We start from the raw sequence: 22,659 nt of genomic DNA, 5'->3' as shown, positions 1-22,659 counted from the left end.
CCTCCTGCCCGCCGGATGTGGCGGGTCGATGGTCACGGTATCGATGTGAAATGCGGCGCGCCGGGCCGGGCGGGATCAGCCCTGGTCGGACGGGGCGGCGGGCTTCTTTTTCGCTGGTGGCGGGCCGGAAGCGCCCTCGCGCCGGGCGATCTCGGCATCGACCGCAAGCCGAATAAAATCAGACCGCGCCTCTCTCTCGCGCAGATTTGCGTCGATGCGCGCAAAGGTGCCGGCGGGGAATCTCGCGCTCATGAACTCGTCGTTGATCCGTTTTCTGCCCACGCGATTCGCTATATATGATACCATGATTTGAGTCCAATCGGGTTTTCCTGATACCATATAAAGATAATTCAACGAGATTGATAGATGGTATCAGGTAAACGATAGGTGATACCATGAAAACCCTGTTAGGTGGTATCAGTAATCTGGTACATGATACCATAAAAAACTCCATACCTGGTATCACAAATATCTCTGCGGCTCGGCGGTACATGGTATCAGGTATCGCTGCCCGGATCGTATATGATACCACCTACCCGACGTGATAGATGGTATCGCATATCGTATACATGATACCATATACGCCCCGGTACATGGTATCAGGTATATCTCCGCGCGGCAGATACCCGGTATCACGTATCGATCGCCGTTCCAGCTTAGATGGTATCACAACAGCGTGAGCGGCGGTTATTCATGGTATCAGCTATTGCGTTCCATTCTGATACCAACTATATAACTGATACCATCAACGTCGGTGGCAATCAGGAGATATCTCAATGCGCGCAGTCATCATCTCAATCGTCACCCTTGCAGCCCTCGTCGGCGCGACCAGCCCTGCGTTCGCGCGTTGGGGCTCCCCCGCGCCCCAGTGGTTCGCTCATTCCTGCGCCTCGCCCGGCGCTCGTTTCGCCAATGCGAAGTATTGCAGCCCCAAAACGAAGTCGATCGCGACCGCCGGGAAGGCCGCCGCGCATAAATAATCATCAACTAAATGAAAGGAGTAAAAAGGGGGCTCCATCATCGGAGCCCCCTTTTTCTTATCGTGGTGCGCAGCTTATATCTGGAATAGTAGTGCCCTCAATACTATCCACGCCGTCGGGTAATATCGTACATTCCGGCGGCAATGTATATGCGCCGTCAGCCGAGTTGGCGACATTGTGCGCAGGATCAGCATAATCGATGACAAAGTTGCCGCTCGCGACGACTTGATCGAAGTCTGATTGCGATACTGAATATCGTTGACCGCCCTGGCCCTGCCCACGCGCTGTATTGCCGCGCGAGAAGTATAGATAATACTGTGTCGATGACGCAGCGCCGCCGCCCCCGTTACTCGATGATCCGCCATTGTTCGACGAGGGCGGGGACGAAGCGGGCGGAGTTGATGGCGCAGGCGGAGCGACGCAGTTATCGACCCATGCCGCACCGGTCCAGCTATAGCTGCCACTATACCGGGCAGGACATGACGGCTGGGCCTGGTACTGGCAGCCTGAGACCCAACTGGAACCATTCCAGCTATAGCTGCCGGTGTAACCCGCGCCGGTAGGGCATGACGGCTGCGATTGATATTGGCAGCCTGACACCCATCTCGATCCGTTCCAGTTATAGCTACCTGTATAACCCGCGCCGGTAGGGCATGATGGCTGCGGCTGGTAATTGCAGTACCCACCCCATCCGCTGAATTGGCCGCCCCAGGTATAATGACTTGTGTATCCCGCGCCGGAACAGGCGGGTTCCGGATCTGCAACGCAACCGCCGGTTACCTGCCATCCTTCCTGTTGCTGGTGCGAAATGGCAATCCCGATAGTATAAGCCTCAGACCCCTTGGCCGGCGCGCCAGGCTGCGCCGCCCACCATGTCTGCGACTGCGTAACGGACGGCCAGTACCATGAATACTTGTTGAGTTGATAACCAGAGCACGACGGCAAGGCCGATTGCGGCGGCGGCGGCGATGTCGGAAGTTCATTTGAGTCGTTCGCCTGGGCCAGGATCGCGGAATATAATCCTACCGCAAACGGCGCGGTCGGAAGCTCATTGGCGGGCGGCAACTGGTTCGGTGGCGTCACCTGGAACACCGGCACGACCTTGACCGACGGCTTGCCTACCTGAAGCGGGGCGGCTGGGGCTGGGGTGGGGCCGGCAGCCGTGGCGGCCACGGGCACCGCCAAGCCGCACGCCGTCGCCAGCAAGATTGTCCTGAATTTCATCTGATAACCTCCTTGGGGGCCGGAGCGCCCCCGGAATCTCACATCGTCGATGTGAAGTGGTTCAGCCCGCGCGGGCCGGTTATACTAAAACTGACAATTGGCCCTGCGCTTCACATCGCGGCAGCGAAACGGCAGCGAAATGAGACAGCCACCAGGAGTGACCCATGAGCCTGATTAGAATCATAAAATCGAGCAGCCTTCCGAAAACCGATGCCGCGACGGCCTTTCAAATATATCATCGAGCCGTCAAAGCTGATGCTTACCGTGTTACAAGTCGAAAGGAGAGCGGTCGAACCTGGCATCTAAATAAAGAGGAAGATGGCACACTACCCGGCTACTCACCCGACAAGATCCCATGGTTTATCATTGAGCGTCTAGTGCAATCTAATATAGAACATCTATACCTTACACCGCTATCGAAATCACATCACATCGTACTGATCGACGATACAAATCCCGAGAAGATCGATGCAGCGAAAATGGCCGGCGTCGTCTTCGCATATGTGCAACAAACGGTAACCATTCACACCCCCCCTTTCTTGCCTCGAATGAAGCGTTAGCCAACGGCCGGTAAAATGTCGAAAGGCTGGGCTTGCTTTTCCACCCGAACCGGACTCTACGATTCTGATGCCCCGTCAGAGAATCCCCGGCCTGAAAGACATTAAACGTACTGATTTATCTGCGATGTCGCGCGTCGAGCTTGAAGAACTGACCTGGGATTTACATGAATTGGCGCGAGCGCTGGCAAACCATGCCGGCGAGGATTCAACAACCAGTTCCCGTCCGCCTTCCAGCGACAATCCCTACCGGCGTAACACCAAGAGCGGGCAAAGTTCTGAGCGCTCCGACCGGGACGACAAAACCGATGGGGGTGGTGGTTCCGCGCCGGGCGGCAACGCTTCCGCCGGCAACCCTGGACCCAAGCCGGCCGGCAAACGGCCAGGGACGAAAGGGTTTTGGCGCCGGTTGCCGATTATAGTCAGCGGTGAACTCCTGCATGCGCCGACAGCGTGCGACGCATGCCGTGCAGTTTTCGGATCTTCCACCGTCTCGCAAAGCCGCCAAGTCAGCGCTCATCTGAGCTTTGAACTCACCCGCGGCGACATGAGCCTTCATGTCGCAGCCACGAAACATTGCTATCTGGCGATACGCTGCGACTGTGGCCACGAGACCATCGCACGCCCCGCAACCGGACTGTGCTCACATGTCGAGGGGCGCCGGCGCGACCTGCTGATGAGCGAGCGCTGCCTGGTTGGCCCGATGCTCGCCACCTTCATCGCGGCGCTGTCGCTGCGTTTCCGCCTCTCGCGCGTCAAGATCGCTGAATTCCTGGCTGACTGGCTGGGCGTTGAGCTCGGGATTGCCACCATCGAACGCTGCATTCACGAATTCGGTCTGGCGAGCGAACCCGTGGTCGAGCAATTGATCGAAGATGTGCGTGCGGCTGACATCGTCCATCTCGACGAAACCCCGTGGTATCAAAAGGCAAGTCTGCTGTGGCTCTGGGTTGCGGTGACGGCAACCACGATCGTCTATCGGATCGGCAGCCGCAAGCACTGCGAATTGGCCGCGCTGATCGGCGAGGCCTTTCTGGGTTGGCTCGTCACCGACGGTTACGGTGCCTATCGCGATCATCCACGCCGCCAGAGATGTCTGGCGCACCTGATCCGTAAGGCCCGCGCGCTGGCAGAGGGGCATTACGGCGCGGGATCAGGCTTCGGCAGCGATCTGGTCCGCGATCTGCGCCGCCTGATCGAGCGCGTGCATGACGGCGACGACCCCGCCGCCATCAAGCGCCTGACCGCGAGCATCAAATGGAACTGTCAATGCAATCGCCATGAGATCGATGCGAAAGTTCGCGGGCTGGCAGGTGAAATCCTCAATGACTGGGACGCAGTGGTCGCCTTCGTCGCCGATCGGGATTTACCGCCCACCAACAATGATGCCGAACGTGCGCTCCGCCACGCGGTGATCTCGAGGCGCATCAGCTTTGGCACGCGATCCGATGAAGGGAGCCGGTTCTATGCCGCCGCGCTCAGCGTCATTGACACCTGCCGCAAGCGTGGCACTGATCCATGGGCCTATGCCTGCGCCCTCATCACCGCCGCACGAGCTAACAATCTGCTGCCCACAATCCCTGCCCAGGTAGCGGTCTGACCCGGGGGGTGTGAACGGTTACAACAAACGAGTCAAAGCTCATGGCAAGCGCTCATCAGAATACCGCGTATCCATAACGTCAATGCGCCACATCTCGAATCATCTGTAAAGTCGCAAGAATATCTCGCGTCTGTCGCGCTGGCGCAAGAGCTAAACCGGGAGTTCGGCGATCCCGGACTGACAAATATTATCCAGCCGCATCGCATGCCTGGGACGCCGAACGTCAAAAAGGCACGCCAGATCAACGGTGGAGCACCGATCGTCACCATGATCGAAGCGACAGGCGGGGAGTGGACCGGCGGGTGGTGTAACCTGACGTCTGGAAATTCATTTTGGGTTGGGAGTTGGTGCCCTTGCCGGGGCATGCCCCGGCAAGGGCTGTTCATTCTGGTATTCCATGCAGTTGTTCACACCAACATGGAGACCGATGAATGGACGCCAAAAAGGATACGATTATCGAGGCACTTTTGGAACATCTGATCGAAAACGGCGCAGGCGATATCGCCACGGTATTTGCCAGGACCTTCGAACTCGCCATGCAGATCGAGCGCGAACGCTTCCTCCACGCCAGTCACTACGAGCGCAACCCCGATCGTCAGGGTTACGCCAATGGCTACAAGCCCAAGCGGATCGATACCCCGGCCGGGTCGATCACCGTCGATGTCCCCAAAACCGCCGGTCACGTGGGCGAACCCTTCTACCCACAGTCCCTCGAACGCGGCCGACGCTCGGTCCGCGCCGTCATGGTCGCCGTCGCCGAAATGTACATCAAAGGCGTCTCCACCCGCGACGTCGAGGCCGTCATGCGCGAATTCGGCATCGAAAGCCTCTCCTCCGCTCAGGTCAGCCGCGCCAGCAAGCTGCTCGATGACGAACTCGCCGCCTGGCGCACCCGACCCCTCGCCGAGATCCGCTACCTCATCCTCGACGCCAGATATGAAAAAATGCGCGATAATGGCGTCGTCCGCGATGCCGCGATTGAGCAACCTGATGTCTGGAAAATAGGGCGAGCGGGGGTCAGGCATCCTGGTAGTCCCACTTGATGTAGCCCTTGGTGTCGGCGGCCCATTTTTCATCGATTTCGACGAGGACGGCGCTGACGAGGCGTTCGAGGGAGGCTTCGTTGGGGAAGACCCTGATTTTGGTGGTGCGGCGTTTGAGTTCCTGCTGGATGCCGCGTTCCATGGGGTTGGAAGTGCGAAGCCGGCGCTGGTGGGGTTCTGGCAGTGTGAAGACGGTGAGGCCTTCGGGGATATTTCGTTCGAGCCAATCGGCGAGCTTTGGTGCGGTGTCGCGATAGGCATTGACGAGGGTTGTGAGAGCGATCTGGGCAGCGGCGAGGGAATTTGCGTTCCAGACGGTCCGGAGTTCTGCGCCGATGCGTTTGCGGATGGCGTGGTTGGGGGCGTGGTGGATGGCGTTTTGGGCGAGGTGGAACTGGCATCGTTGCCAGTGTGCGGCGCCGAAGACGGCGCGGCGTGCGGCGTGCAATCCGGCATGGTCATCGGAGACGATGAATTCGACGCCTCGCAGGCCACGCTGATGGAGGCTTTCGAGGAAGGCACGCCAATGGACTTCGGCCTCGGAAAGGGCGACCGAGACGCCGAGGACACGGCGGCGTTCATCGGGTCCGATGCCGATGGCCGAGAGCACGGCGGCATCGCGGACGACGCCATTATCGCGCATTTTTTCATATCTGGCGTCGAGGATGAGGTAGCGGATCTCGGCGAGGGGTCGGGTGCGCCAGGCGGCGAGTTCGTCATCGAGCAGCTTGCTGGCGCGGCTGACCTGAGCGGAGGAGAGGCTTTCGATGCCGAATTCGCGCATGACGGCCTCGACGTCGCGGGTGGAGACGCCTTTGATGTACATTTCGGCGACGGCGACCATGACGGCGCGGACCGAGCGTCGGCCGCGTTCGAGGGACTGTGGGTAGAAGGGTTCGCCCACGTGACCGGCGGTTTTGGGGACATCGACGGTGATCGACCCGGCCGGGGTATCGATCCGCTTGGGCTTGTAGCCATTGGCGTAACCCTGACGATCGGGGTTGCGCTCGTAGTGACTGGCGTGGAGGAAGCGTTCGCGCTCGATCTGCATGGCGAGTTCGAAGGTCCTGGCAAATACCGTGGCGATATCGCCTGCGCCGTTTTCGATCAGATGTTCCAAAAGTGCCTCGATAATCGTATCCTTTTTGGCGTCCATTCATCGGTCTCCATGTTGGTGTGAACAACTGCATGGAATACCAGAATGAACAGCCCTTGCCGGGGCATGCCCCGGCAAGGGCACCAACTCCCAACCCAAAATGAATTTCCAGACGTCAGGTTACACCACCGATGCCGCCGTGCTCTCGGCCATCGGCATCGGACCCGATGAACGCCGCCGTGTCCTCGGCGTCTCGGTCGCCCTTTCCGAGGCCGAAGTCCATTGGCGTGCCTTCCTCGAAAGCCTCCATCAGCGTGGCCTGCGAGGCGTCGAATTCATCGTCTCCGATGACCATGCCGGATTGCACGCCGCACGCCGCGCCGTCTTCGGCGCCGCACACTGGCAACGATGCCAGTTCCACCTCGCCCAAAACGCCATCCACCACGCCCCCAACCACGCCATCCGCAAACGCATCGGCGCAGAACTCCGGACCGTCTGGAACGCAAATTCCCTCGCCGCTGCCCAGATCGCTCTCACAACCCTCGTCAATGCCTATCGCGACACCGCACCAAAGCTCGCCGATTGGCTCGAACGAAATATCCCCGAAGGCCTCACCGTCTTCACACTGCCAGAACCCCACCAGCGCCGGCTTCGCACTTCCAACCCCATGGAACGCGGCATCCAGCAGGAACTCAAACGCCGCACCACCAAAATCAGGGTCTTCCCCAACGAAGCCTCCCTCGAACGCCTCGTCAGCGCCGTCCTCGTCGAAATCGATGAAAAATGGGCCGCCGACACCAAGGGCTACATCAAGTGGGACTACCAGGATGCCTGACCCCCGCTCGCCCTATTTTCCAGACATCAGGTTGCTCAATCGACCGGCGGGCGAGATCGGATCGCCGCGATCATGTCGCAAACCCCGCGCGTGAGGGAACAGACGAGCCCCGCCAGGCCGGCCATCAGGCCGATGGGGCGGCCCGAGGCCGGGGGGACGCCGGACGCGCTATATGAGGTCTTTCTACACGACATCGAGACTACCGTGATGCGCGATGCGCCCGAGCGCGATATGTCCAAAGTGGATTTTATGATCGCGATCCGCTTGCGGGCGATCGGGATCGGGCGCGATGCGATCGCACAGATCATCGAAAGGTCGACGACGAGAGAGGGGCGCAGGCATGACTGGCCCGACTATGCCCGCCGCACCGCCGGCGCGGCGTTCGGGCCGGCGGGAGACCGGAGCCTTGAGAAAACGCGGGCGTACCACACCGGCTGGGCCGAGATCGCCAAGGCGGCTGCGCCGCGCCGCCGGGCGGGCCCGGCGTAAAGACACAGCCGCCGCGCCGGCGGCGCGGCCCGGAGTTTACCTTAACGGCTAAAATGATCACCCCCGGATCATTTTATGATCATTTTAGTGATCATTTTAGTTGTAGATTATACCTGCATCTTTGCCAAAATCGGGCTAAATGATCACGATTCCGGCTCAGCACATACACCCACAGAAATTCGATTCTACGAGATCTGAAATTTTGCAAAAATCCTATATGGTATGTGTTTTTCAGAATATATGATCATTTTATCCTTATTTTGAAAAAGTGAAGGATATATCTACAACTAAAATGATCACTAAAATGATCATAAAATGATCATAAAATGATCGCAATGATCATTTTAGCCTTGAGGTAAACCAGGGGCCGCGCCCGCGCGGCGGCTGTGTCTTCTTCCCCGCCGCCGGCGGGGGCTCACTGCCGGGCCGCCCAAGGCCCGCTCAGGCCCGCCATCAGGCTGCCCGGCACTCCGCTCCCGCCGGTCCCGCCCTGGCCCGCCAGGGCCGCCCCAGCCCGCCCGCCGCCTGACCACACTCCCGCCGTCCCGGCGGCCCGCCAAGGCCCGCCGCCGCGCTGGACGCGCCGACCAACCTCTTGCTTTCCGTGGCTTTCGTGCCGCCTTCTGATCAAATGTGGCGCGGCTTACAAACGTCACATACTGCATATTATGTGACCTTAGCCGTAACAAACATCCTGCCAAATCCGATGATCACCGTGGGAGGTCATGGACTTGTAGAAGTGTGTCCGTTGAATGGTCTGAATCGTGGCTTCGATTTCGGCGCGCCCGAACCCCAGACCAGCCGCCGTTCTCGTCGCAACGATCGTGACCCGCATGCCACCTGCGGCCAACTTGAATGCGTCAAGGTCGTAAGTCGGTTTGCGTTTATCCGTCACCCCAGACACATAACACCATAATGGTGTTATCGGCAATCCTAAATCATCCGCCGCCGCGTCGCTTGCCGTCCAAGCGATCGGCCAGATCGTCTGGGCGCAGATGCGTGTATCGGCTTAGCATCGAGATGGACTTGTGGCCGCTGACCCGGCTGACTTCCAGCGCATCCAAGTCAGTTTGTTCATAGATTCTTGAAATCGCTTCGTGCCTTAGGTCATGTAGTCGCAGGTTTTTTAGGCCGGCGCGGTCGCAGATCCGCGAAAACGCTCTGGTAACAGAGTCTGGCTTTATATTACCCCACACGGGTCCGGCTTCGTGGGGGCCGAGGTCGATCAAGACGGCGACAGCTTTCGATGAAATCGGAATCGTCCTGCCTTTTTCACGCTCGGTATCGGTTTTTGAGTTCGGAATGCGTAGGGTACGGCGAGTCAGATTTACGTGTTCCCATTTCATATTAACCAGTTCAGACCGGCGCATGCTGGTTTCAACCAGGAACCGGATCATGAACACGATCGGCATTGCGTCCTGTCTCTGTTCGTACTGCGTCGCCGCTTCGATCAGCGCTTTTTCCTCTTCGTCTTGAAATCTGCGATCACGCTGATCGTTAACTTTTGGTCTAGAAACCTTCGCCAGTGGATTCTTTTCGAGACTGATACCCCATTCGTCGATCGCTATCGAGAAAACGTGAGACAAGATCGTCATTTCTCTTTTTGTAGTCGATGCAGATACGGCTTGGAGTCGTTCGTTCCGCCATTTGGCAATGTCTGATGACGTGATGGCGGCCATTTTTCGGGATGCGAGCGGATGGTCCATCAAAGCGGTGATTCGAGATATTTCCGGGCCAGACCCCCGCTTTGCCGTCGAAATCTCGGTCTTGTAGCGTTCTAGGACCTGGCGGAGCGTGGTTCGAGACGCTTCTGAGCGATCGACGAACACGTTGCGCTCCATCTCTGACTCAATGGCGTTCGACCAGATTTCTGCATCGCGCTTGTTTCTGAACGTCTTGATTTGTTGTGGATGCCCAGCGCGCCGGATCAACGCCTGGAAGCCGATTATGTTTTTGTCCCGATCTCGCCGCGCCCGAATCGTTGCCATCACCGTCTCCTTGTGGAGCGCAGTTGGACCTTAATTGGAGCGCAAAATCAAATAAATTCCCGGCGCTTTTGCTAAGTCGTTGATTTTCTTGGGGAATTTGGCGGACCCGGCGCGATTCGAACGCGCGACCTTTGCCTTCGGAGGGCAACGCTCTATCCAGCTGAGCTACGGGTCCACGCCGGTCTGATAGCCCGGTTCGGGCCGGGGTTCAATGCTGCGCGCTGAAAATCATGGCGTCGGTCGCGGCATCCGAATCCAGCGGACGGCGCGGGTGGAGGATAAAGCCGATAATGTCGCGAGCCGGAACCCGGCGCTGATGATCGAGCAGCATCAGATGATAATCCGCCGGATAATAGGCGGTGATCACGCCGGAATCCTCCGGCAACCGCCGCCAGCAGCGCGCCATCGCTTCTTTGGGGATCAACTGATCGTGCCCGCCATACAGGATCAGCGCATGAGCGGGGGCGAATGCCGCGCAAGCGTGTTGCGCCCGCCCCATCATACGGACCAGCCCCGCGATCGTCGCGATCCGCGTGGCGTGGATCGTCAGCGGATCTTCCGAAAAGGCGATCAGCGCGGGGATATTGTCGCTCGCCAGTATATGAGCCTGCTTCCCGGTCAGCCGCATCCAGGGCACGAAGGTATCGCCCGCGATCAGGCTCGCGCGCAGCGGCCAGGCCAGGGTCTTGCCGCCCCACACCGCCGGTGAAATCAGCACGTAGGAGTTTATCAACCTGTCGCCCCGCGCACCGAGCAGCAGAGCGACCGCCCCGCCCATGCTCTCGCCCATCAGCGTCAGCCTGACCCCCGGATAGCGCCGGTGCAGCAGGGCGATCATCTGGCGCGCATCCCCCACCAGCCGTGCCGTCCCCGGCCACCGCCCCCGATCCGGCGCCGCGCCGAAGCCGCGCTGATCCGGCGCGTAGATCGCAATCCCCGCCTTGGTGAATTCCGGCGCGATCAGCGCCCAGGCATCCCGGCTGTCGTTGAACCCGTGCAGCGCGAGCACCACGGCACGCGGCGGCCCGGCGGGCAGCCAGTCCCGATAGGGTAGCCGGGCGCCCGATCCGAGCACGAAATAGCCATCGGTCACGATCGGATGATCCACCGTCGCGCGCGGCACCCGAAACGGCACGGCACAACCGGCAAGCGCGATCAGCAGCAGACCCAGCAATCCGGCTCGATAGGCATTCACGGCGCAATTCGGTATCATGGACGCTCTAGATCAAGCAAAGAGGTTCCGATGCCAGATGCCCCGCTTTCGCCCGCTGCCGAGACCTTCGAGGTTCACGATCGTGTGGTCGCCTGCGATGGCGGGGGCGAGCCGCTCGGCCATCCGCGCGTGTTCCTGAAAATCGAGGATGAGGCGATCATCTGCCCCTATTGCTCGCGCCATTACATCCTCGCCGCCGGCGCGCCGCGCGGGGCCGCGCATTGAGCAAAAAAAATCTGGTCCTGGTCGACGGCTCGGGCTTCATCTTCCGCGCCTTCCACGCCCTGCCGCCGATGACAAGGCCGGACGGCACCCCGGTCAACGCGGTGTTCGGCTTCTGCAACATGCTCACCCGCCTGCTCAAGGAGCACACCGGCACCCATCTCGCGGTGATCTTCGATGCCGGACGAACCACGTTCCGCAACGCGATCGACCCGCGCTACAAGGCGCAGCGGCCCGAACCGCCCGCTGAACTGATCCCGCAATTCGCCCTGGTGCGCGAGGCGACCCGCGCCTTCGCGGTGCCGGCGATCGAACTCGACGGGTTCGAGGCGGATGATCTGATCGCGAGCTATGCCGAAGCCATGAAGGCGGCAGGCGGCGAGGTCATCATCGTGTCGTCGGACAAGGATCTGATGCAGTTGCTCGGCAACGGCGTCTCGATGCTCGACCCGATCAAATCCACCGCGATCGGACCCGCCCAGGTAATGGAAAAATTCGGCGTCACCCCGGCGCAGATGATCGACGCGCAGGCGCTGATGGGCGATTCGGTCGACAACGTCCCCGGCGTCGCCGGAATCGGGCCGAAAGGGGCAGCACAGCTCATCAACGAATACGGCACGCTCGACGCCATCCTGGCCGCGGCGTCATCGGGTACCATGAAACCCTCGAAGCGGCGCGACGCGCTGATCGCCCATGCCGAGGATGCCAGGATCTCGCGCCGCCTCGTTGAACTGCGGTGCAACGTCGCCCTGCCCTGCCCGATCGATGATCTCGCGATCGCCCCCCATGACGATGCCGTGCTGCACGATTTTCTCGATGCCCAGGGGTTCAAGAGCATCAAGGCCCGGCTCGGCCTCGACGGTCTTGCCCGGCGGCACGAAGAGCGCAGCGCCCCGCCGGTCGCCGCGGTCCCGGTGGTGACCACGTCCGATGCGCCGTTCGGACCCTACGAGACGATCGATACCGAAGCCGCCCTCGATCGCTGGATCGCCGACATCATCGCGACCGGCTTCGTTGCGATCGACACCGAAACCACGGACCTCAACGCAAGACGGACCCGTCTGGTCGGCATTTCGCTCGCAACCGCCCCGGGCCGCGCCGCCTATCTGCCGCTCGGCCATGAAGCCGGCGAGCAATTGCCGCGCGCTCTGGTCCACGCCCGCCTCGCGCCGATCCTGACCGACCCCGCCATTCTCAAAATATTCCACAACGCGAAGTTCGACCTGCACGTGCTCGCCGCCGCTGCCCTGCCCGATGCGGCCCCGTTCGACGACACCATGCTGATCTCCTATGCGCTCGAAGCCGGCGCGCATGGTCATGGCATGGATGAATTATCCGTCCTGCATCTCGATCATAAACCGATCTCGTATGACGAGGTCACCGGCACCGGCCGCAACCGGGTGAGTTTTTCCGCCGTGCCGGTCGATCGCGCCACCGCCTACGCCGCCGAGGATGCCGACGTCACCTTGCGTCTCTGGCAATGGCTCCGCCCCCGCCTGCGCGAGGCGAAGGCGCTCACCCTGTACGAAACCATGGAGCGCGGGCTGGTGCCGGTTCTGCTCGCGATGGAACGCGCCGGCATCATGGTCGACCGCGACGATCTCGTCGCGATGTCCGACGAATTCGCCCGCCGGATGGACGAGATCCAGCGCGATATCGAACAGCTGGTCGGCCACGCCTTCAACCTCGGCAGCCCGAAGCAGCTCGGCGAGATCCTGTTCGGCGAGATGAAGCTGCAAGGCGGCAAACGCACCAAGACCGGCGCCTGGGGCACCGACGCCGCCGCGCTCGAAGAACTCGCCGAAGCCGGGCACGAACTGCCGCGCCGGATCCTCGACTGGCGCCAGCTGCAGAAACTCAAATCGACCTATGCCGATGCGCTGGTCACCGAAATCGATATCGAGGATCGCCGGGTCCACACCAGCTACGCCCAGGCGATCGCCGCGACCGGGCGGCTCTCCTCGAACGACCCCAATCTGCAGAATATCCCGATCCGCACCAGCGAGGGGGCGCGCATCCGCCGCGCATTCATCGCTGCCCCCGGCCACGCGCTGATCTCGGCGGATTATTCCCAGATCGAATTGCGCCTGCTCGCCCATGTCGCGGATATTCCCGCGCTCAAGGCGAGTTTCATCAACAACGAGGACATCCACGCCCGCACCGCCTCGGAAGTGTTCGGCGTGCCGATGGAGGGTATGGACGGCGCGACCCGCCGCCGCGCCAAGGCGATCAATTTCGGGATCATCTACGGCATTTCCGCCTTCGGCCTCGCCCGGCAGCTCGGGATCGATAACGGCGAGGCGAAACGCTATATCGACGCCTATTTCGCCCGCTATCCCGAAATCCGCCGCTACATGAACGACACCCGCGAATTCGCCCGCACCCACGGCTATGTCGTCACCCCGTTCGGTCGCCGCTGCCATGTGCCCGGCATCGCCGACAAGAACCCGGCACGACGCGGCTATGCCGAACGTCAGGCGATCAACGCGCCGCTGCAGGGCGGGGCCGCCGATATCATCAAACGGGCGATGGTCCGCCTGCCGGACGCGATCGCGGCCTCAGGGCTCGACATGCGGATTCTGTTGCAGGTCCACGACGAACTCCTGTTCGAAGCCCCGATCGATCAGGCCCCGGCGGCGGCGGCGGTCGCGCGTGAGGTGATGCAGCAGGCCGCCGTGCTTTCGGTGCCGCTGCTGGTCGAAGCCGGAATCGGGGCCAACTGGTCGGACGCCCACTGAGGATCGGGCGGTGGTTACAGGCAGGGGGCGGGCCTAGAAAATTCCGAATATCTCGCCCGCTTCGTTCACGCCGATACTGTCCGCCGCGGGGATTCGCGGCAGGCCCGGCATGGTCAGGATGTCACCGGCCAGCGCCACCACGAACCCCGCACCGGCGGAGAGGCGGAGTTCGCGGATCGGCAGGGTGAAGCCGGTCGGCGCGCCGCGCCGCGCCGGGTCGGCGGTGAAACTGTACTGGGTCTTGGCCATGCAGACCGGCAGGCTGCCGTAGCCCCGGGCTTCCAGCCGCGCGATCTGTTTCGCGGCTTTCGGGGTCAGTTCGATATCATCACCGCCGTAAATCCTGCGCACCAGGGTCCGCAGCTTGTCGGCAATCGGCATGTCGTCGGGATAGAGTGGGGCGAAGCGGGCGGCTTTCGACTCCGTCGCCGCAACGACCGCCCGCGCAAGATCCGCGGCACCCGCCGAGCCGTCCGCCCAATGGGTGCAGAACACCGCCGTGATGTCATCCGCATCGAGCGCGGCACGCAACGCCGCGCGTTCGGCTTCGGTATCGCCGAGGAATCCGTTGATCGCGACGATCACCGGCAGGCCGAAGGCGCGCATCGCGGCGACGTGACGGCGCAGGTTTGAAGCCCCCTCGGCCACTGCGGACGGGTTGGGGGTGCCGAGATCGGCCTTGGCGGTTCCCGCGTGCATTTTCAGCGCGCGCATGGTCGCGACCACCACGGCGCAGGACGGGGCGAGACCGGCCTGGCGGCATTTGATGTCGAGGAATTTCTCGCCGCCGAGATCGGCCCCGAACCCCGCTTCGGTGACCACGTAATCGGCCAGTTTCAGCGCCGTCGAGGTCGCCATCACCGAGTTGCAGCCATGCGCGATATTGGCGAAGGGACCGCCGTGAACTAGGGCGGCCGTGCCTTCGAGCGTCTGCACCAGATTGGGTTGCAGCGCATCGCGCAGCAGGGCGGTCATGGCGCCGGCCGCGTTGATGTCCGCCGGGGTGATCGCGCTGCCGTCCCGCCGCTCCGCGATCACCATGCGGGCGAGGCGGGTCTGGAGGTCGTCGAGATTTTTCGCGAGGCAGAACACCGCCATGACCTCGGAGGCGACCGTGATGTCGAACCGCTGCTCGCGTGCCGCCCCGTTCGCGCCGTGGCCGAGCCCGAGCACGGTTTCGCGCAGCGAGCGGTCGTTCATGTCGATCGCGCGCTGCACCGCGATTTTCCGGGGATCGACCCCCAGCGCATTGCCCCAGTACAGATGATTGTCGAGCAGTGCCGCAAGCAGGTTGTTGGCGCTGGTGATCGCGTGGAAATCGCCGGTGAAATGCAGGTTGATCTCGTCCATCGGCGCGACCTGCGCATGGCCGCCGCCGGTGGCGCCGCCCTTCTGGCCGAAACAGGGGCCGAGGCTGGGTTCGCGCAGCGCGATCATGGTGCGTTTGCCGGCGGCGCGCAGCGCATCGCCGAGGCCGATGGTCGTGGTGGTCTTGCCCTCGCCCGCCGGGGTCGGGCTGATGCCGACGACCAGAACCAGCGCGCCGTCCGGCCTGGCCTGCAGCGTATCGATGAAACCGAAATCGAGCTTGCCCTTGTAGCGGCCGTAAGGGATCAGGGCGTCGGCGGGGATGCCGGCGGCGGCGGCGATATCGGCGATCGGGCGTAAGGTCGCGGCGCGCGCGATATCGAGATCGGTTGCCATGAAGTCTCCCCTGGTTGGCCGCCCGTTATGTCCGGGGGAGGGGGGTCTGCGCAAGACTTGCCTGCCTTGCCCGCTCGCCGGTAAATAGGGCCATGATATTGCCCTTCACCCTGCCGTCCTGGATGCCCGAGTGGCTTGGCCTGATCCTGCTGCTGGTCGGCCTGCTCTATGCGCTGGCGATGCTGGCGATGCCGTTTTCGGTATTCGGGGTCAAATCCCGGCTCGAAGCGATCGAGGAGCAGCTCGATCAGGTGCAGGAGGAGCTGCGGATTCTGACGATGCGGCTGCCCGAACCGCTGCGCGGTGTTGCGATCGACGAGACCCCTTACGATCCGCTGCCCCGCGCGACCGCCGCAGGCTACGAGCGCGAGCCGGTGCGCCGCCCGCCGCCGGTGGTTTCGGAGCCCTATCGCGAGCCGATCGGCCGTCCCCGCCCCGCTGCGCCGCCGCCCCGCAGCGCGCCGGCGCGACGGATCGAACCCCGGCTGGATTAACGCGTCACCGCCAGCGGATCGACCCGGATGTCCCGGGCGGTGAGCCGCATCCACAGGCCGGCGCTCAGCAAAGCGAGGCCCGAGGTGAGAATCGCGGTGCCGATGAACGGGCCGGAGGGTGCCAGCAGGTAATCCGCGATCACGATCACCGGCACGCCGAGACCGAGCACGATCAGTTCCCAGCCGACCCAGATCCCCAAAATCAGGAGACCCAGCATGATGAAGGTGATCTGAAACAGCACGCCGAGATTCTGCGCGCCGCGCGTCAGACCGCCGGGCCGCACCGGAATGCCGAGGGCCTGCCACAGCACGATCCAGCCGAAGAACGCGGCGAAGCACCAGAACAGTTTCTGCGCGGCATCGGCATGAGCCGGTGAGCGGGCGCGCATCCGGCTGATCCCCCAGGTGCCGAACAGCCCGGCAATTCCGACCGCGAGAGTAACGATACCGACGCGCGGCGCGAGCACGATCACCGCATCGTTCAGCAGCATGATACCGCCCCAGAGCAGCAATATATCCGCGAGACCGGCATAGACCAGCCGGCGCGCGATGCCGCGTTTCAGGCGCGCGACTTCCTCGTCGATATTGGTGCGGGCGCCGATCGGCAGGGGCATGGGGCAAGACAAACCCGGAACCGGAATTTCGTCAATGCCCGGTGCTGCAGTGCCACGGCGCCACGGTGCTGCCGACGCCCGGTCCTTCTTGACCTGATGCCAGCGCGTGCCAATCGTAGGGAGCGAACCAGCGGCGCATCGCGCTGCACTGACCGGAGTTTTCCATGACATCACATCCTGCTTTTGTCGCTGGCCGCGGCGCCGTCATCACGGGCGGCGCGAGCGGCATCGGCCTTGCCACCGCCCACTATTGCGCGGACCTCGGCATGCCGCTGTTCCTCGCGGATATCGATGCGGCGGCGCTCGAAGCAGCCAGCACCACCCTGCGCGCCAGCCATCCCGGGCTGACGATCGAAACCATCGTCACCGATGTGGCGAAACGCCAGGATGTCCAGCGGCTGCACGATCGTGCGGTGAAGGCCGGGCCGATCGGGCTGGTGATGAACAATGCCGGCGTCGAAGGCGGCGGCGGGCTCGCGGCGGATGCCGCGCGCTGGCATGAAATCATCGACACCAATCTGTGGGGCGTGATCAACGGGGTTCAGATTTTCACCCCGACCCTGATGGCGCAGGGCGGCCCGGCGGCGATTGTGAATACCGGATCGAAACAGGGCATCACCATGCCGCCGGGCGATACCGCGTATAATGTGTCTAAGGCGGGCATCAAGGCGGTGACCGAAGCGCTCGCCCATGATCTGCGCGAAGCCGGATCACTGGTTACCGCGCATCTGCTGATCCCCGGTTTCACCTTCACCGGCTTCACGCGAAAGCGCGTCGCCGAAAAGCCCGACGCGGCGTGGACGCCCGCTCAGGTGGTCGATTTCATGGCCGACCGGCTCGGAGAGGGCGATTTCTATATCCTCTGCCCGGACAATGCGGTGACTCCCTCGCTCGATCACAAGCGCATCGCCTGGGCGGCGGGCGACATCATCCATAACCGCCCGGCGCTGTCGCGCTGGCACAAGGATTACCAGGCGGCGTTCGACGCATTCATCAAGCAGGGCGATTGATTTTCAGCTTGCTGCCCGGACGGTCGGACATGTAGGGTGGTTGCAATAAGCGGATCACAACCGTGCAACGAAACTGTCCTGGGGAGACAATAATGTTCAAGAAAACCGCGCGCCTGCTCGCCATCGTTGCGTTCGGCGCGGCGATCGCCTTGTCGAACGCGGGCAGCGCCCGCGCCGCCAATCCGTCGATGCTGAAAGACTTCAACTTCGACCATCCGATTTTCATCCATCCGGCACCGTTCGGCAAAAAACATCTTGTGGTTCAGGTCAGCCAGGGGAACCCGAAACGGTGGAACCTCGCGCTCAATTCGGTGCAGAACATCCTTGATTATTTCGGCGAGGAACGCGTGCAAATCGTCGTGGTCGCATTCGGCCCCGGCCTCGGCATGCTGCTCGCGAAATCGCCGGATGCCGAACGGATCGCGTCGATGAACGCGGAAGGGATCGAGTTCGATGCCTGTCATAACACCATGATGGGGATCGAGCGGGCGACCGGCCACATGCCGGTGCTGCTGCCTTCGGCGGTGATCGTCCCCGCCGGGGCGGTGCGGATCATGCAGCTCGAAGCCCACGGGTTCACCTACCTCAAGCCGTAACACCCATCGCGGCCAGAGCGCGGCGGAAAAAATCCGCCCCGCCGAAATTGCCCGATTTCAGGGCGAACAGCATCGGCGCGCCGCCGATGCTGCGCAGCAACGGCACGCCGGGCGCGATTTCAGGGCCGATTTCCAGCGCTGCGACCCCCAGCCGGTCGATCACCGCGCCGGAGGTTTCACCCCCCGCGACGATCAACCGCCGCACCCCTCGTTCGACCAGCCCGGCGGCCAGCCGCGCCAGCGCCGCCTCGATCCGCGCCCCGACATCATCGCCATGCGCCGCTTTCAACCGCGCGACCACATCCGGCGTGGCGCTGCTCGCGAGCAGCACCGGCCCCTGCGAAAGCTGTGCTTCGGTCGAGGCCAGTGCAGCATCGGCATAGACCGGATCGTTCAACAGCCGATCGATATCGAGGCGATGCACCGGCAGATCCGGCTCAACCGCAGCGATCTGTTCGAGCGTCGCGGCGGCGCAACTGCCCGCGATGATGGCGGCAGGCCCGCCGGGCGCTTCCCATACCGGCGGTGCCGTGCCCGCGCTTTCGCCCCGCGCGGCGCGGGCAAGACCGAGCCCGAGGCCGGAAGCGCCGGTGGACAATGGCAACCTCAGGGCCGCCGCGCCGAGGGCGATCAGATCCGGCTCCGAGATCGCATCGACGATCGCGCTGCGCACACCGGATGTAGCGAGCGCCGCAAGCCGCGCGGCGATGGCGGCGGCTCCCTGGCTGACGACATCGTACGCGACGAGCCCGACACCGTGCCTCGATTGCCGTGCCAGCACCCGTACCAGATCGGAATCGTGCATCGGGTTGAGCGGATGATCCTTCAGCGGGCTTTCATGCAGCGGGCGCGACCCGACGAACAGATGACCCTGGAACACCGTGCGCCCGGTTTCGGGGAAGGCCGGCGTCACCGGCACCACCGGCGCATCGAGGGCGGCGGCCAGCGCTTCGGTCACCGGCCCGATATTGCCGGCATCGGTCGAATCGAAGGTCGAGCAGATCTTGAACATGATATGCCGCGCGCCCTTGCCGCGCAGCCAGTCCAGCGCGGCCAGCGACCGTGCGACGGCGTCCGCTGACGGTATCGAGCGGGTTTTCAGCGCGACCACCACGGCATCGACCGTCCCGAGCGCCAGCCCGGCATCGGGCACGCCGATCGTCTGGATCGTGCGCAGCCCCTGCCTTGTCAGCGTGTTCGCGAGATCGGACGCGCCGGTGTAATCATCGGCGATGCTGCCGAGCATCAGGCTCATCGCCGCAGGGTCTCGAACCAGCCGAGCCCGTCCCGTGTCGCGCCGCGCGGGCGATATTCGCAGCCGACGATGCCGGCATACCCCAACCGGTCCAGCTCCTCGAACAGGAACGGGTAATTGACCTCCTCGCCATCCGGTTCGTGGCGCGAGGGCACGCTCGCGATCTGCACATGGCCGATCATTTTGATATGGCGGCGCAAGCGCATGGTGATGTCGCCGTGCATGATCTGGCAGTGATACATGTCGAACTGGAGCCGGACATTGCCGAGGCCCAACGCGCCGATCAGCGCTGCCGCCGCATCGATGTCGTTGAGAAAATAGCCCGGCATGTCGCGCCCGTTGATCGGTTCGAGCAGCAGATCGATCCCGTGGGCCGCGAGCGTTTCCGCCGTGCGGGTAACCGCATCGCGGTAGCGTGTCATCGCGGCGGGGTCGTGGCGGTCGCCCAGACCGGCCATGAGATGCAGGCGGGTCACCCCGGTCGCGGCGGCGTAGTCGAGGGCGAGGGCGGTGCCCGCGATCATTTCATCGCGGCGCCCCGGCAGGCATGCGAGCCCGCGCTCGCCCGCCGCCCAGTTTCCCGGCGGCAGGTTGAACAGGGCCTGGGTGAGCCCGTGTCGTGCGAGGCGCGCGCCGATCGCCTCGGGCGGATGCTCGTAGGGAAACAGGAACTCCACCGCATCGAATCCCGCATCCGCCGCCGCGGCAAACCGGTCGAGAAACGCGTGTTCGGTGAACATCATCGTCAGATTAGCCGCAAACCGCGCCATGGCCGTGATCCCCTGAATAAGTGAAAAAGGAACGACCTGCCCTATTTGCCGTCCGGCAGATCGATCCCCGAAATCATCGCAAACAACCGCGCCACCGACGCATCGTCGTCCCGCCCCATCCCCGCTGCCGCCGTCATCAGGAACAATTGCAGCGCCGAACCCGCCATCGGCACCGAAAGCGGGGCCGCGCGCGCCATGTCGAGCACGATGCCGAGATCCTTGGTGAAAATATTCACAGCACTGCGCGGCGTGTAATCGGCATCGAGAATATGGGGCACACGGTTCTCGAACATCCAGCTGTTCCCGGCGGACCCGGTGATCACCTCGTAGAGTTTCCGCAGGTCGAGCCCGAGCGACGCCCCGAACGCCACTGCTTCGCACGCGGCGGCGATATGCACCCCGGCGAGCAGCTGGTTGACCATTTTGAAGCCCGCGCCCACCCCCGGCGCATCGCCCAGCTCATGCAGGGTCGCCGCCATCGCATCCAGCGCTGGCCGGGCCGTTGCGAAGGCGGCGGCACTGCCGGAGGCGAGGATGGTGAGCTTGCCCTCGGCGGCTCGTGCCGCGCCGCCGCTGATCGGCGCATCGAGATAATGCTGCCCCTGCGCTTCCAGCCGTGCGGCGAGGCCGCGCACCACATCCGGCGCCATCGTCGCGCAGGAAATGAACACGGCACCCGATTTCATCGCGGCCGCGCACCCATCGGGGCCGAACAGGACTGCTTCGGTCTGTGCCGCGTTCACCACCACGCACACCACCGCCGCCGCGCCGGATGCGGCTTCCGCCGGGGTTGCTGCGATCCGGCCACCGGCCGCCGCGAGGCGTTCGGCATTGGCCGTGACCACATCGTAGCCCGCGACCTCGAAACCGGCATGCAGGAGCGACGTTGCCATGCCGAGTCCCATCGAGCCGAGGCCGATCACGGCGATGCGGGTGGGGGTCATGTGCTGCTGCGGGGTTGGAGGACGAACCCGACATCGATCCGGCGCTGCGGCGGGGGTCTGCCATCGATCCGGCTCAGCAGCATCGCGGCGGCCTGTTCGCCGATCTGCTTGCGCGGCGAGGTGATCGTGGTGAGCGAGGGGGTGACCAGTGCACTCATCGGCAGGCCGTTGAACCCCGCGATCGCAATGCGCCCCGGCACGGCGATCCCGTCGCGCTGGGCGCGCAGGACCGCGCCCACCGCCATTTCGTCATTGGCGAAGAACAGCGCATCGACGTCAGGATGTGTTTGCAGAATATCGCCGAGCGCGTGCCATCCGACATCCTGCCCCGGGCCGCCGGGATATTCGAACAAGACATCGCTCGCCCCGCCCATTTCGGCAATGTGCCGGCGCATGCCGTCATAGCGTTGCCGGGCCCGGTAATCGCCGCGCATCCGGGTACCGACGAACCCGATCCGCCGATAGCCGCGCGCGAGCAGATGCGCTGCCATCGCGGCACCCGCCTGCACGTGCGACAGGCCGACATTCATGTCGATGCAGCGGGCACCGTATTCCATGAATTCGACTACCGGCACATCGGCGTTCTTCAATAAAGTCGTGGTGCGCGGCAGATGCCGCAGCCCTGCGAGCAGAACGCCCGGCGGTGCCCAGCCGAGCAGGGTCGATGCCAGTGCTGCCTCGCGGTCGAGATCGTAATCGGTGCTGCCCAGCAGCATCTGATATCCCGCTGCCTCGATCGTTTCCTGAATCCCCTCGATCACCTCGACGAACACGACATTCGAGAGGGACGGCACGATCACCGGAATCACCCGCGTCTTCGCCGAAGCCAGCGCGCCCGCCATCCGGTTCGGCACATAACCCAGAGCCTCGACCGCGGCATTGATCCGCTCGCGCAAGGTCTCCGAAACCGCCTCCGGCGCGTTCAGGGCCCGCGAGACCGTGATCGGCGACACGTGGGCGGCGGCGGCGACATGGTTCAGCGTCACGGCGGTTCGGCGGCCACGCCGCGATTCGCGCGGGCGCAACGAAGCGGACATCGGGTCCATAACCGGCGTGGTCTCCAGCATTATACCGCGATCGCGCGCGGCTGTTTCGATTAACAATCACTATCGCGAAGTTTCCGCGCCGGCGCAAGGTGGTAGCGCTGTCAGTTCCGGGTTGCCCCACCCCTGCTCAATGCCTATACCAAGCGGATCGGCGCGACGGTCACCGCACGCCGACCATACCAGAACCAGAAATTTTCTCGTCCTTTCGACACCAGGGACAGCTTCCTTCTCCTTCGCAAAA

General features: G+C 63.1%; 20 protein-coding genes, 1 tRNA gene and 3 pseudogenes. 11 read left to right on the top strand and 13 right to left on the bottom strand.

Annotation, left to right across the window (positions count from 1 at the left end):
- Nucleotides 1-75 precede the first annotated feature (75 nt).
- Nucleotides 76-252 (bottom strand): hypothetical protein, encoded by a 177-nt coding sequence (locus SIL87_RS13245; RefSeq protein ID WP_319614639.1) that lies wholly within the window; start codon nt 250-252, stop codon nt 76-78.
- A gap of 625 nt (nt 253-877) precedes the next feature.
- Entirely contained in the window at nt 878-1,021 is a 144-nt protein-coding gene (locus SIL87_RS13240) for a hypothetical protein (protein WP_319614638.1), read from the bottom strand.
- 1,347 nt (nt 1,022-2,368) lie between these two features.
- Here SIL87_RS13240 and SIL87_RS13235 point away from each other — a divergent pair.
- From SIL87_RS13235 to SIL87_RS13225, 4 genes and pseudogenes are all read left to right on the top strand, one after another.
- Nucleotides 2,369-2,764, top strand: coding sequence for a hypothetical protein (locus tag SIL87_RS13235; RefSeq protein WP_319614637.1), 396 nt, complete (start codon nt 2,369-2,371; stop codon nt 2,762-2,764).
- A gap of 544 nt (nt 2,765-3,308) precedes the next feature.
- Entirely contained in the window at nt 3,309-4,361 is a 1,053-nt protein-coding gene (gene tnpC, locus SIL87_RS13230) for an IS66 family transposase (protein ID WP_319613188.1), read from the top strand.
- Nucleotides 4,362-4,397: 36 nt separating this feature from the next.
- Nucleotides 4,398-4,841, top strand: a pseudogene (locus SIL87_RS20160) (DNA-primase RepB domain-containing protein); the annotation flags it as partial.
- Nucleotides 4,793-5,341 (top strand): annotated as a pseudogene (locus tag SIL87_RS13225) (transposase); the annotation flags it as partial. The pseudogenes SIL87_RS20160 and SIL87_RS13225, both read left to right, overlap by 49 nt.
- Nucleotides 5,342-5,378: 37 nt before the next feature.
- Here SIL87_RS13225 and SIL87_RS13220 read toward each other — a convergent pair.
- Complete coding sequence (locus SIL87_RS13220) at nt 5,379-6,560, bottom strand: IS256 family transposase (protein WP_319612316.1); 1,182 nt, start codon at nt 6,558-6,560, stop codon at nt 5,379-5,381.
- A 115-nt stretch (nt 6,561-6,675) separates the two neighbouring features.
- On the opposite strand from SIL87_RS13220, the pseudogene SIL87_RS13215 reads away from it, so the two are divergent.
- Both SIL87_RS13215 and SIL87_RS13210 read left to right on the top strand, forming a co-directional pair.
- Nucleotides 6,676-7,335 (top strand): annotated as a pseudogene (locus SIL87_RS13215) (IS256 family transposase); the annotation flags it as partial.
- A 72-nt stretch (nt 7,336-7,407) separates the two neighbouring features.
- Nucleotides 7,408-7,824 carry a hypothetical protein gene (locus SIL87_RS13210; protein WP_319614634.1) on the top strand — a complete coding sequence of 139 codons (417 nt, stop codon included), beginning with the start codon at nt 7,408-7,410 and terminating at the stop codon, nt 7,822-7,824.
- A 676-nt stretch (nt 7,825-8,500) separates the two neighbouring features.
- Here the strand turns inward: SIL87_RS13210 and SIL87_RS20155 are convergent.
- The 4 genes from SIL87_RS20155 to SIL87_RS13195 all read right to left on the bottom strand — a co-directional run bounded on the left by SIL87_RS20155 (nt 8,501) and on the right by SIL87_RS13195 (nt 11,025).
- The gene (locus SIL87_RS20155; protein WP_405055235.1) at nt 8,501-8,719 is read right to left on the bottom strand and encodes a type II toxin-antitoxin system MqsR family toxin; all 219 of its coding nucleotides are present in this window, start codon (nt 8,717-8,719) and stop codon (nt 8,501-8,503) included.
- Nucleotides 8,720-8,762: 43 nt separating this feature from the next.
- On the bottom strand, nt 8,763-9,812 hold the full coding sequence (locus SIL87_RS13205) for a tyrosine-type recombinase/integrase (RefSeq protein ID WP_319614633.1): 1,050 nt from the start codon (nt 9,810-9,812) through the stop codon (nt 8,763-8,765).
- A 98-nt stretch (nt 9,813-9,910) separates the two neighbouring features.
- Nucleotides 9,911-9,987: transfer RNA gene (locus tag SIL87_RS13200), tRNA-Arg, on the bottom strand.
- A gap of 33 nt (nt 9,988-10,020) precedes the next feature.
- Entirely contained in the window at nt 10,021-11,025 is a 1,005-nt protein-coding gene (locus SIL87_RS13195; RefSeq protein ID WP_319614632.1) for an alpha/beta fold hydrolase, read from the bottom strand.
- Between the two features lie 30 nt (nt 11,026-11,055).
- Here SIL87_RS13195 and SIL87_RS13190 point away from each other — a divergent pair, with 30 nt between their 5' ends.
- Together SIL87_RS13190 and polA are read left to right on the top strand one after the other, a co-directional pair.
- Complete coding sequence (locus SIL87_RS13190) at nt 11,056-11,250, top strand: zinc-finger domain-containing protein (RefSeq protein WP_319614631.1); 195 nt, start codon at nt 11,056-11,058, stop codon at nt 11,248-11,250.
- Nucleotides 11,247-13,985 carry a DNA polymerase I gene (gene polA, locus SIL87_RS13185; protein WP_319614630.1) on the top strand — a complete coding sequence of 913 codons (2,739 nt, stop codon included), beginning with the start codon at nt 11,247-11,249 and terminating at the stop codon, nt 13,983-13,985. The genes SIL87_RS13190 and polA overlap by 4 nt, the downstream gene beginning before the upstream one ends.
- Nucleotides 13,986-14,018: 33 nt before the next feature.
- On the opposite strand, the gene SIL87_RS13180 is transcribed toward polA, so the two are convergent.
- The gene (locus SIL87_RS13180; protein ID WP_319614629.1) at nt 14,019-15,689 is read right to left on the bottom strand and encodes a formate--tetrahydrofolate ligase; all 1,671 of its coding nucleotides are present in this window, start codon (nt 15,687-15,689) and stop codon (nt 14,019-14,021) included.
- A gap of 92 nt (nt 15,690-15,781) precedes the next feature.
- On the opposite strand from SIL87_RS13180, the gene SIL87_RS13175 reads away from it, so the two are divergent.
- On the top strand, nt 15,782-16,183 hold the full coding sequence (locus tag SIL87_RS13175; RefSeq protein WP_319614628.1) for a hypothetical protein: 402 nt from the start codon (nt 15,782-15,784) through the stop codon (nt 16,181-16,183).
- On the opposite strand, the gene SIL87_RS13170 is transcribed toward SIL87_RS13175, so the two are convergent.
- A complete protein-coding gene (locus SIL87_RS13170) occupies nt 16,180-16,797 on the bottom strand; it encodes a hypothetical protein (protein WP_319614627.1) in 618 nt (205 codons plus the stop codon). The genes SIL87_RS13175 and SIL87_RS13170 overlap by 4 nt on opposite strands.
- 164 nt (nt 16,798-16,961) lie before the next feature.
- On the opposite strand from SIL87_RS13170, the gene SIL87_RS13165 reads away from it, so the two are divergent.
- Both SIL87_RS13165 and SIL87_RS13160 read left to right on the top strand, forming a co-directional pair.
- On the top strand, nt 16,962-17,807 hold the full coding sequence (locus SIL87_RS13165) for an SDR family NAD(P)-dependent oxidoreductase (RefSeq protein WP_319614626.1): 846 nt from the start codon (nt 16,962-16,964) through the stop codon (nt 17,805-17,807).
- A gap of 92 nt (nt 17,808-17,899) precedes the next feature.
- On the top strand, nt 17,900-18,403 hold the full coding sequence (locus SIL87_RS13160; RefSeq protein WP_319614625.1) for a DsrE family protein: 504 nt from the start codon (nt 17,900-17,902) through the stop codon (nt 18,401-18,403).
- On the opposite strand, the gene otnK is transcribed toward SIL87_RS13160, so the two are convergent.
- The 4 genes from otnK to SIL87_RS13140 are packed head-to-tail and all read right to left on the bottom strand — an operon-like array spanning nt 18,393 to nt 22,418.
- Nucleotides 18,393-19,658 carry a 3-oxo-tetronate kinase gene (gene otnK, locus SIL87_RS13155; protein WP_319614624.1) on the bottom strand — a complete coding sequence of 422 codons (1,266 nt, stop codon included), beginning with the start codon at nt 19,656-19,658 and terminating at the stop codon, nt 18,393-18,395. The two genes, SIL87_RS13160 and otnK, sit on opposite strands and share 11 nt — an antisense overlap.
- Complete coding sequence (gene otnI / locus SIL87_RS13150) at nt 19,655-20,428, bottom strand: 2-oxo-tetronate isomerase (protein WP_319614623.1); 774 nt, start codon at nt 20,426-20,428, stop codon at nt 19,655-19,657. The genes otnK and otnI overlap by 4 nt, the downstream gene beginning before the upstream one ends.
- Nucleotides 20,429-20,469: 41 nt before the next feature.
- Nucleotides 20,470-21,372, bottom strand: a complete 903-nt coding sequence (ltnD, locus tag SIL87_RS13145) for an L-threonate dehydrogenase (protein ID WP_319614622.1) — start codon at nt 21,370-21,372, stop codon at nt 20,470-20,472.
- Nucleotides 21,369-22,418 (bottom strand): LacI family DNA-binding transcriptional regulator, encoded by a 1,050-nt coding sequence (locus tag SIL87_RS13140; protein WP_319614621.1) that lies wholly within the window; start codon nt 22,416-22,418, stop codon nt 21,369-21,371. Before SIL87_RS13140 ends, ltnD begins: the two co-directional genes overlap by 4 nt.
- Between the last annotated feature and the right edge of the window lie 241 nt (nt 22,419-22,659).

Origin of the sequence: Acidiphilium acidophilum (genome assembly GCF_033842475.1) — a bacterium.
Classification (GTDB): domain Bacteria; phylum Pseudomonadota; class Alphaproteobacteria; order Acetobacterales; family Acetobacteraceae; genus Acidiphilium; species Acidiphilium acidophilum.
This window is presented reverse-complemented; position numbering and strand designations above follow the sequence as displayed.

Excerpts from the sequence above, each read along its gene's own strand:
- SIL87_RS13245 (WP_319614639.1), bottom strand. The coding sequence starts at position 252 with ATGAGCGCGAGATTCCCCGCCGGCACCTTTGCGCGCATCGACGCAAAT.
- SIL87_RS13160 (WP_319614625.1), top strand. The coding sequence starts at position 17,900 with ATGTTCAAGAAAACCGCGCGCCTGCTCGCCATCGTTGCGTTCGGCGCG.
- SIL87_RS13140 (WP_319614621.1), bottom strand. The coding sequence starts at position 22,418 with ATGGACCCGATGTCCGCTTCGTTGCGCCCGCGCGAATCGCGGCGTGGC.
- SIL87_RS13180 (WP_319614629.1), bottom strand. The coding sequence starts at position 15,689 with ATGGCAACCGATCTCGATATCGCGCGCGCCGCGACCTTACGCCCGATC.
- SIL87_RS13195 (WP_319614632.1), bottom strand. The coding sequence starts at position 11,025 with ATGATACCGAATTGCGCCGTGAATGCCTATCGAGCCGGATTGCTGGGT.
- otnK (WP_319614624.1), bottom strand. The coding sequence starts at position 19,658 with ATGAGCCTGATGCTCGGCAGCATCGCCGATGATTACACCGGCGCGTCC.
- ltnD (WP_319614622.1), bottom strand. The coding sequence starts at position 21,372 with ATGACCCCCACCCGCATCGCCGTGATCGGCCTCGGCTCGATGGGACTC.
- SIL87_RS13175 (WP_319614628.1), top strand. The coding sequence starts at position 15,782 with ATGATATTGCCCTTCACCCTGCCGTCCTGGATGCCCGAGTGGCTTGGC.
- SIL87_RS13210 (WP_319614634.1), top strand. The coding sequence starts at position 7,408 with ATGTCGCAAACCCCGCGCGTGAGGGAACAGACGAGCCCCGCCAGGCCG.
- SIL87_RS13235 (WP_319614637.1), top strand. The coding sequence starts at position 2,369 with ATGAGCCTGATTAGAATCATAAAATCGAGCAGCCTTCCGAAAACCGAT.
- SIL87_RS13165 (WP_319614626.1), top strand. The coding sequence starts at position 16,962 with ATGACATCACATCCTGCTTTTGTCGCTGGCCGCGGCGCCGTCATCACG.
- SIL87_RS13220 (WP_319612316.1), bottom strand. The coding sequence starts at position 6,560 with ATGGACGCCAAAAAGGATACGATTATCGAGGCACTTTTGGAACATCTG.
- SIL87_RS13240 (WP_319614638.1), bottom strand. The coding sequence starts at position 1,021 with ATGATGGAGCCCCCTTTTTACTCCTTTCATTTAGTTGATGATTATTTA.
- tnpC (WP_319613188.1), top strand. The coding sequence starts at position 3,309 with ATGAGCCTTCATGTCGCAGCCACGAAACATTGCTATCTGGCGATACGC.
- SIL87_RS13205 (WP_319614633.1), bottom strand. The coding sequence starts at position 9,812 with ATGGCAACGATTCGGGCGCGGCGAGATCGGGACAAAAACATAATCGGC.
- otnI (WP_319614623.1), bottom strand. The coding sequence starts at position 20,428 with ATGGCGCGGTTTGCGGCTAATCTGACGATGATGTTCACCGAACACGCG.
- SIL87_RS13170 (WP_319614627.1), bottom strand. The coding sequence starts at position 16,797 with ATGCCCCTGCCGATCGGCGCCCGCACCAATATCGACGAGGAAGTCGCG.
- SIL87_RS13190 (WP_319614631.1), top strand. The coding sequence starts at position 11,056 with ATGCCAGATGCCCCGCTTTCGCCCGCTGCCGAGACCTTCGAGGTTCAC.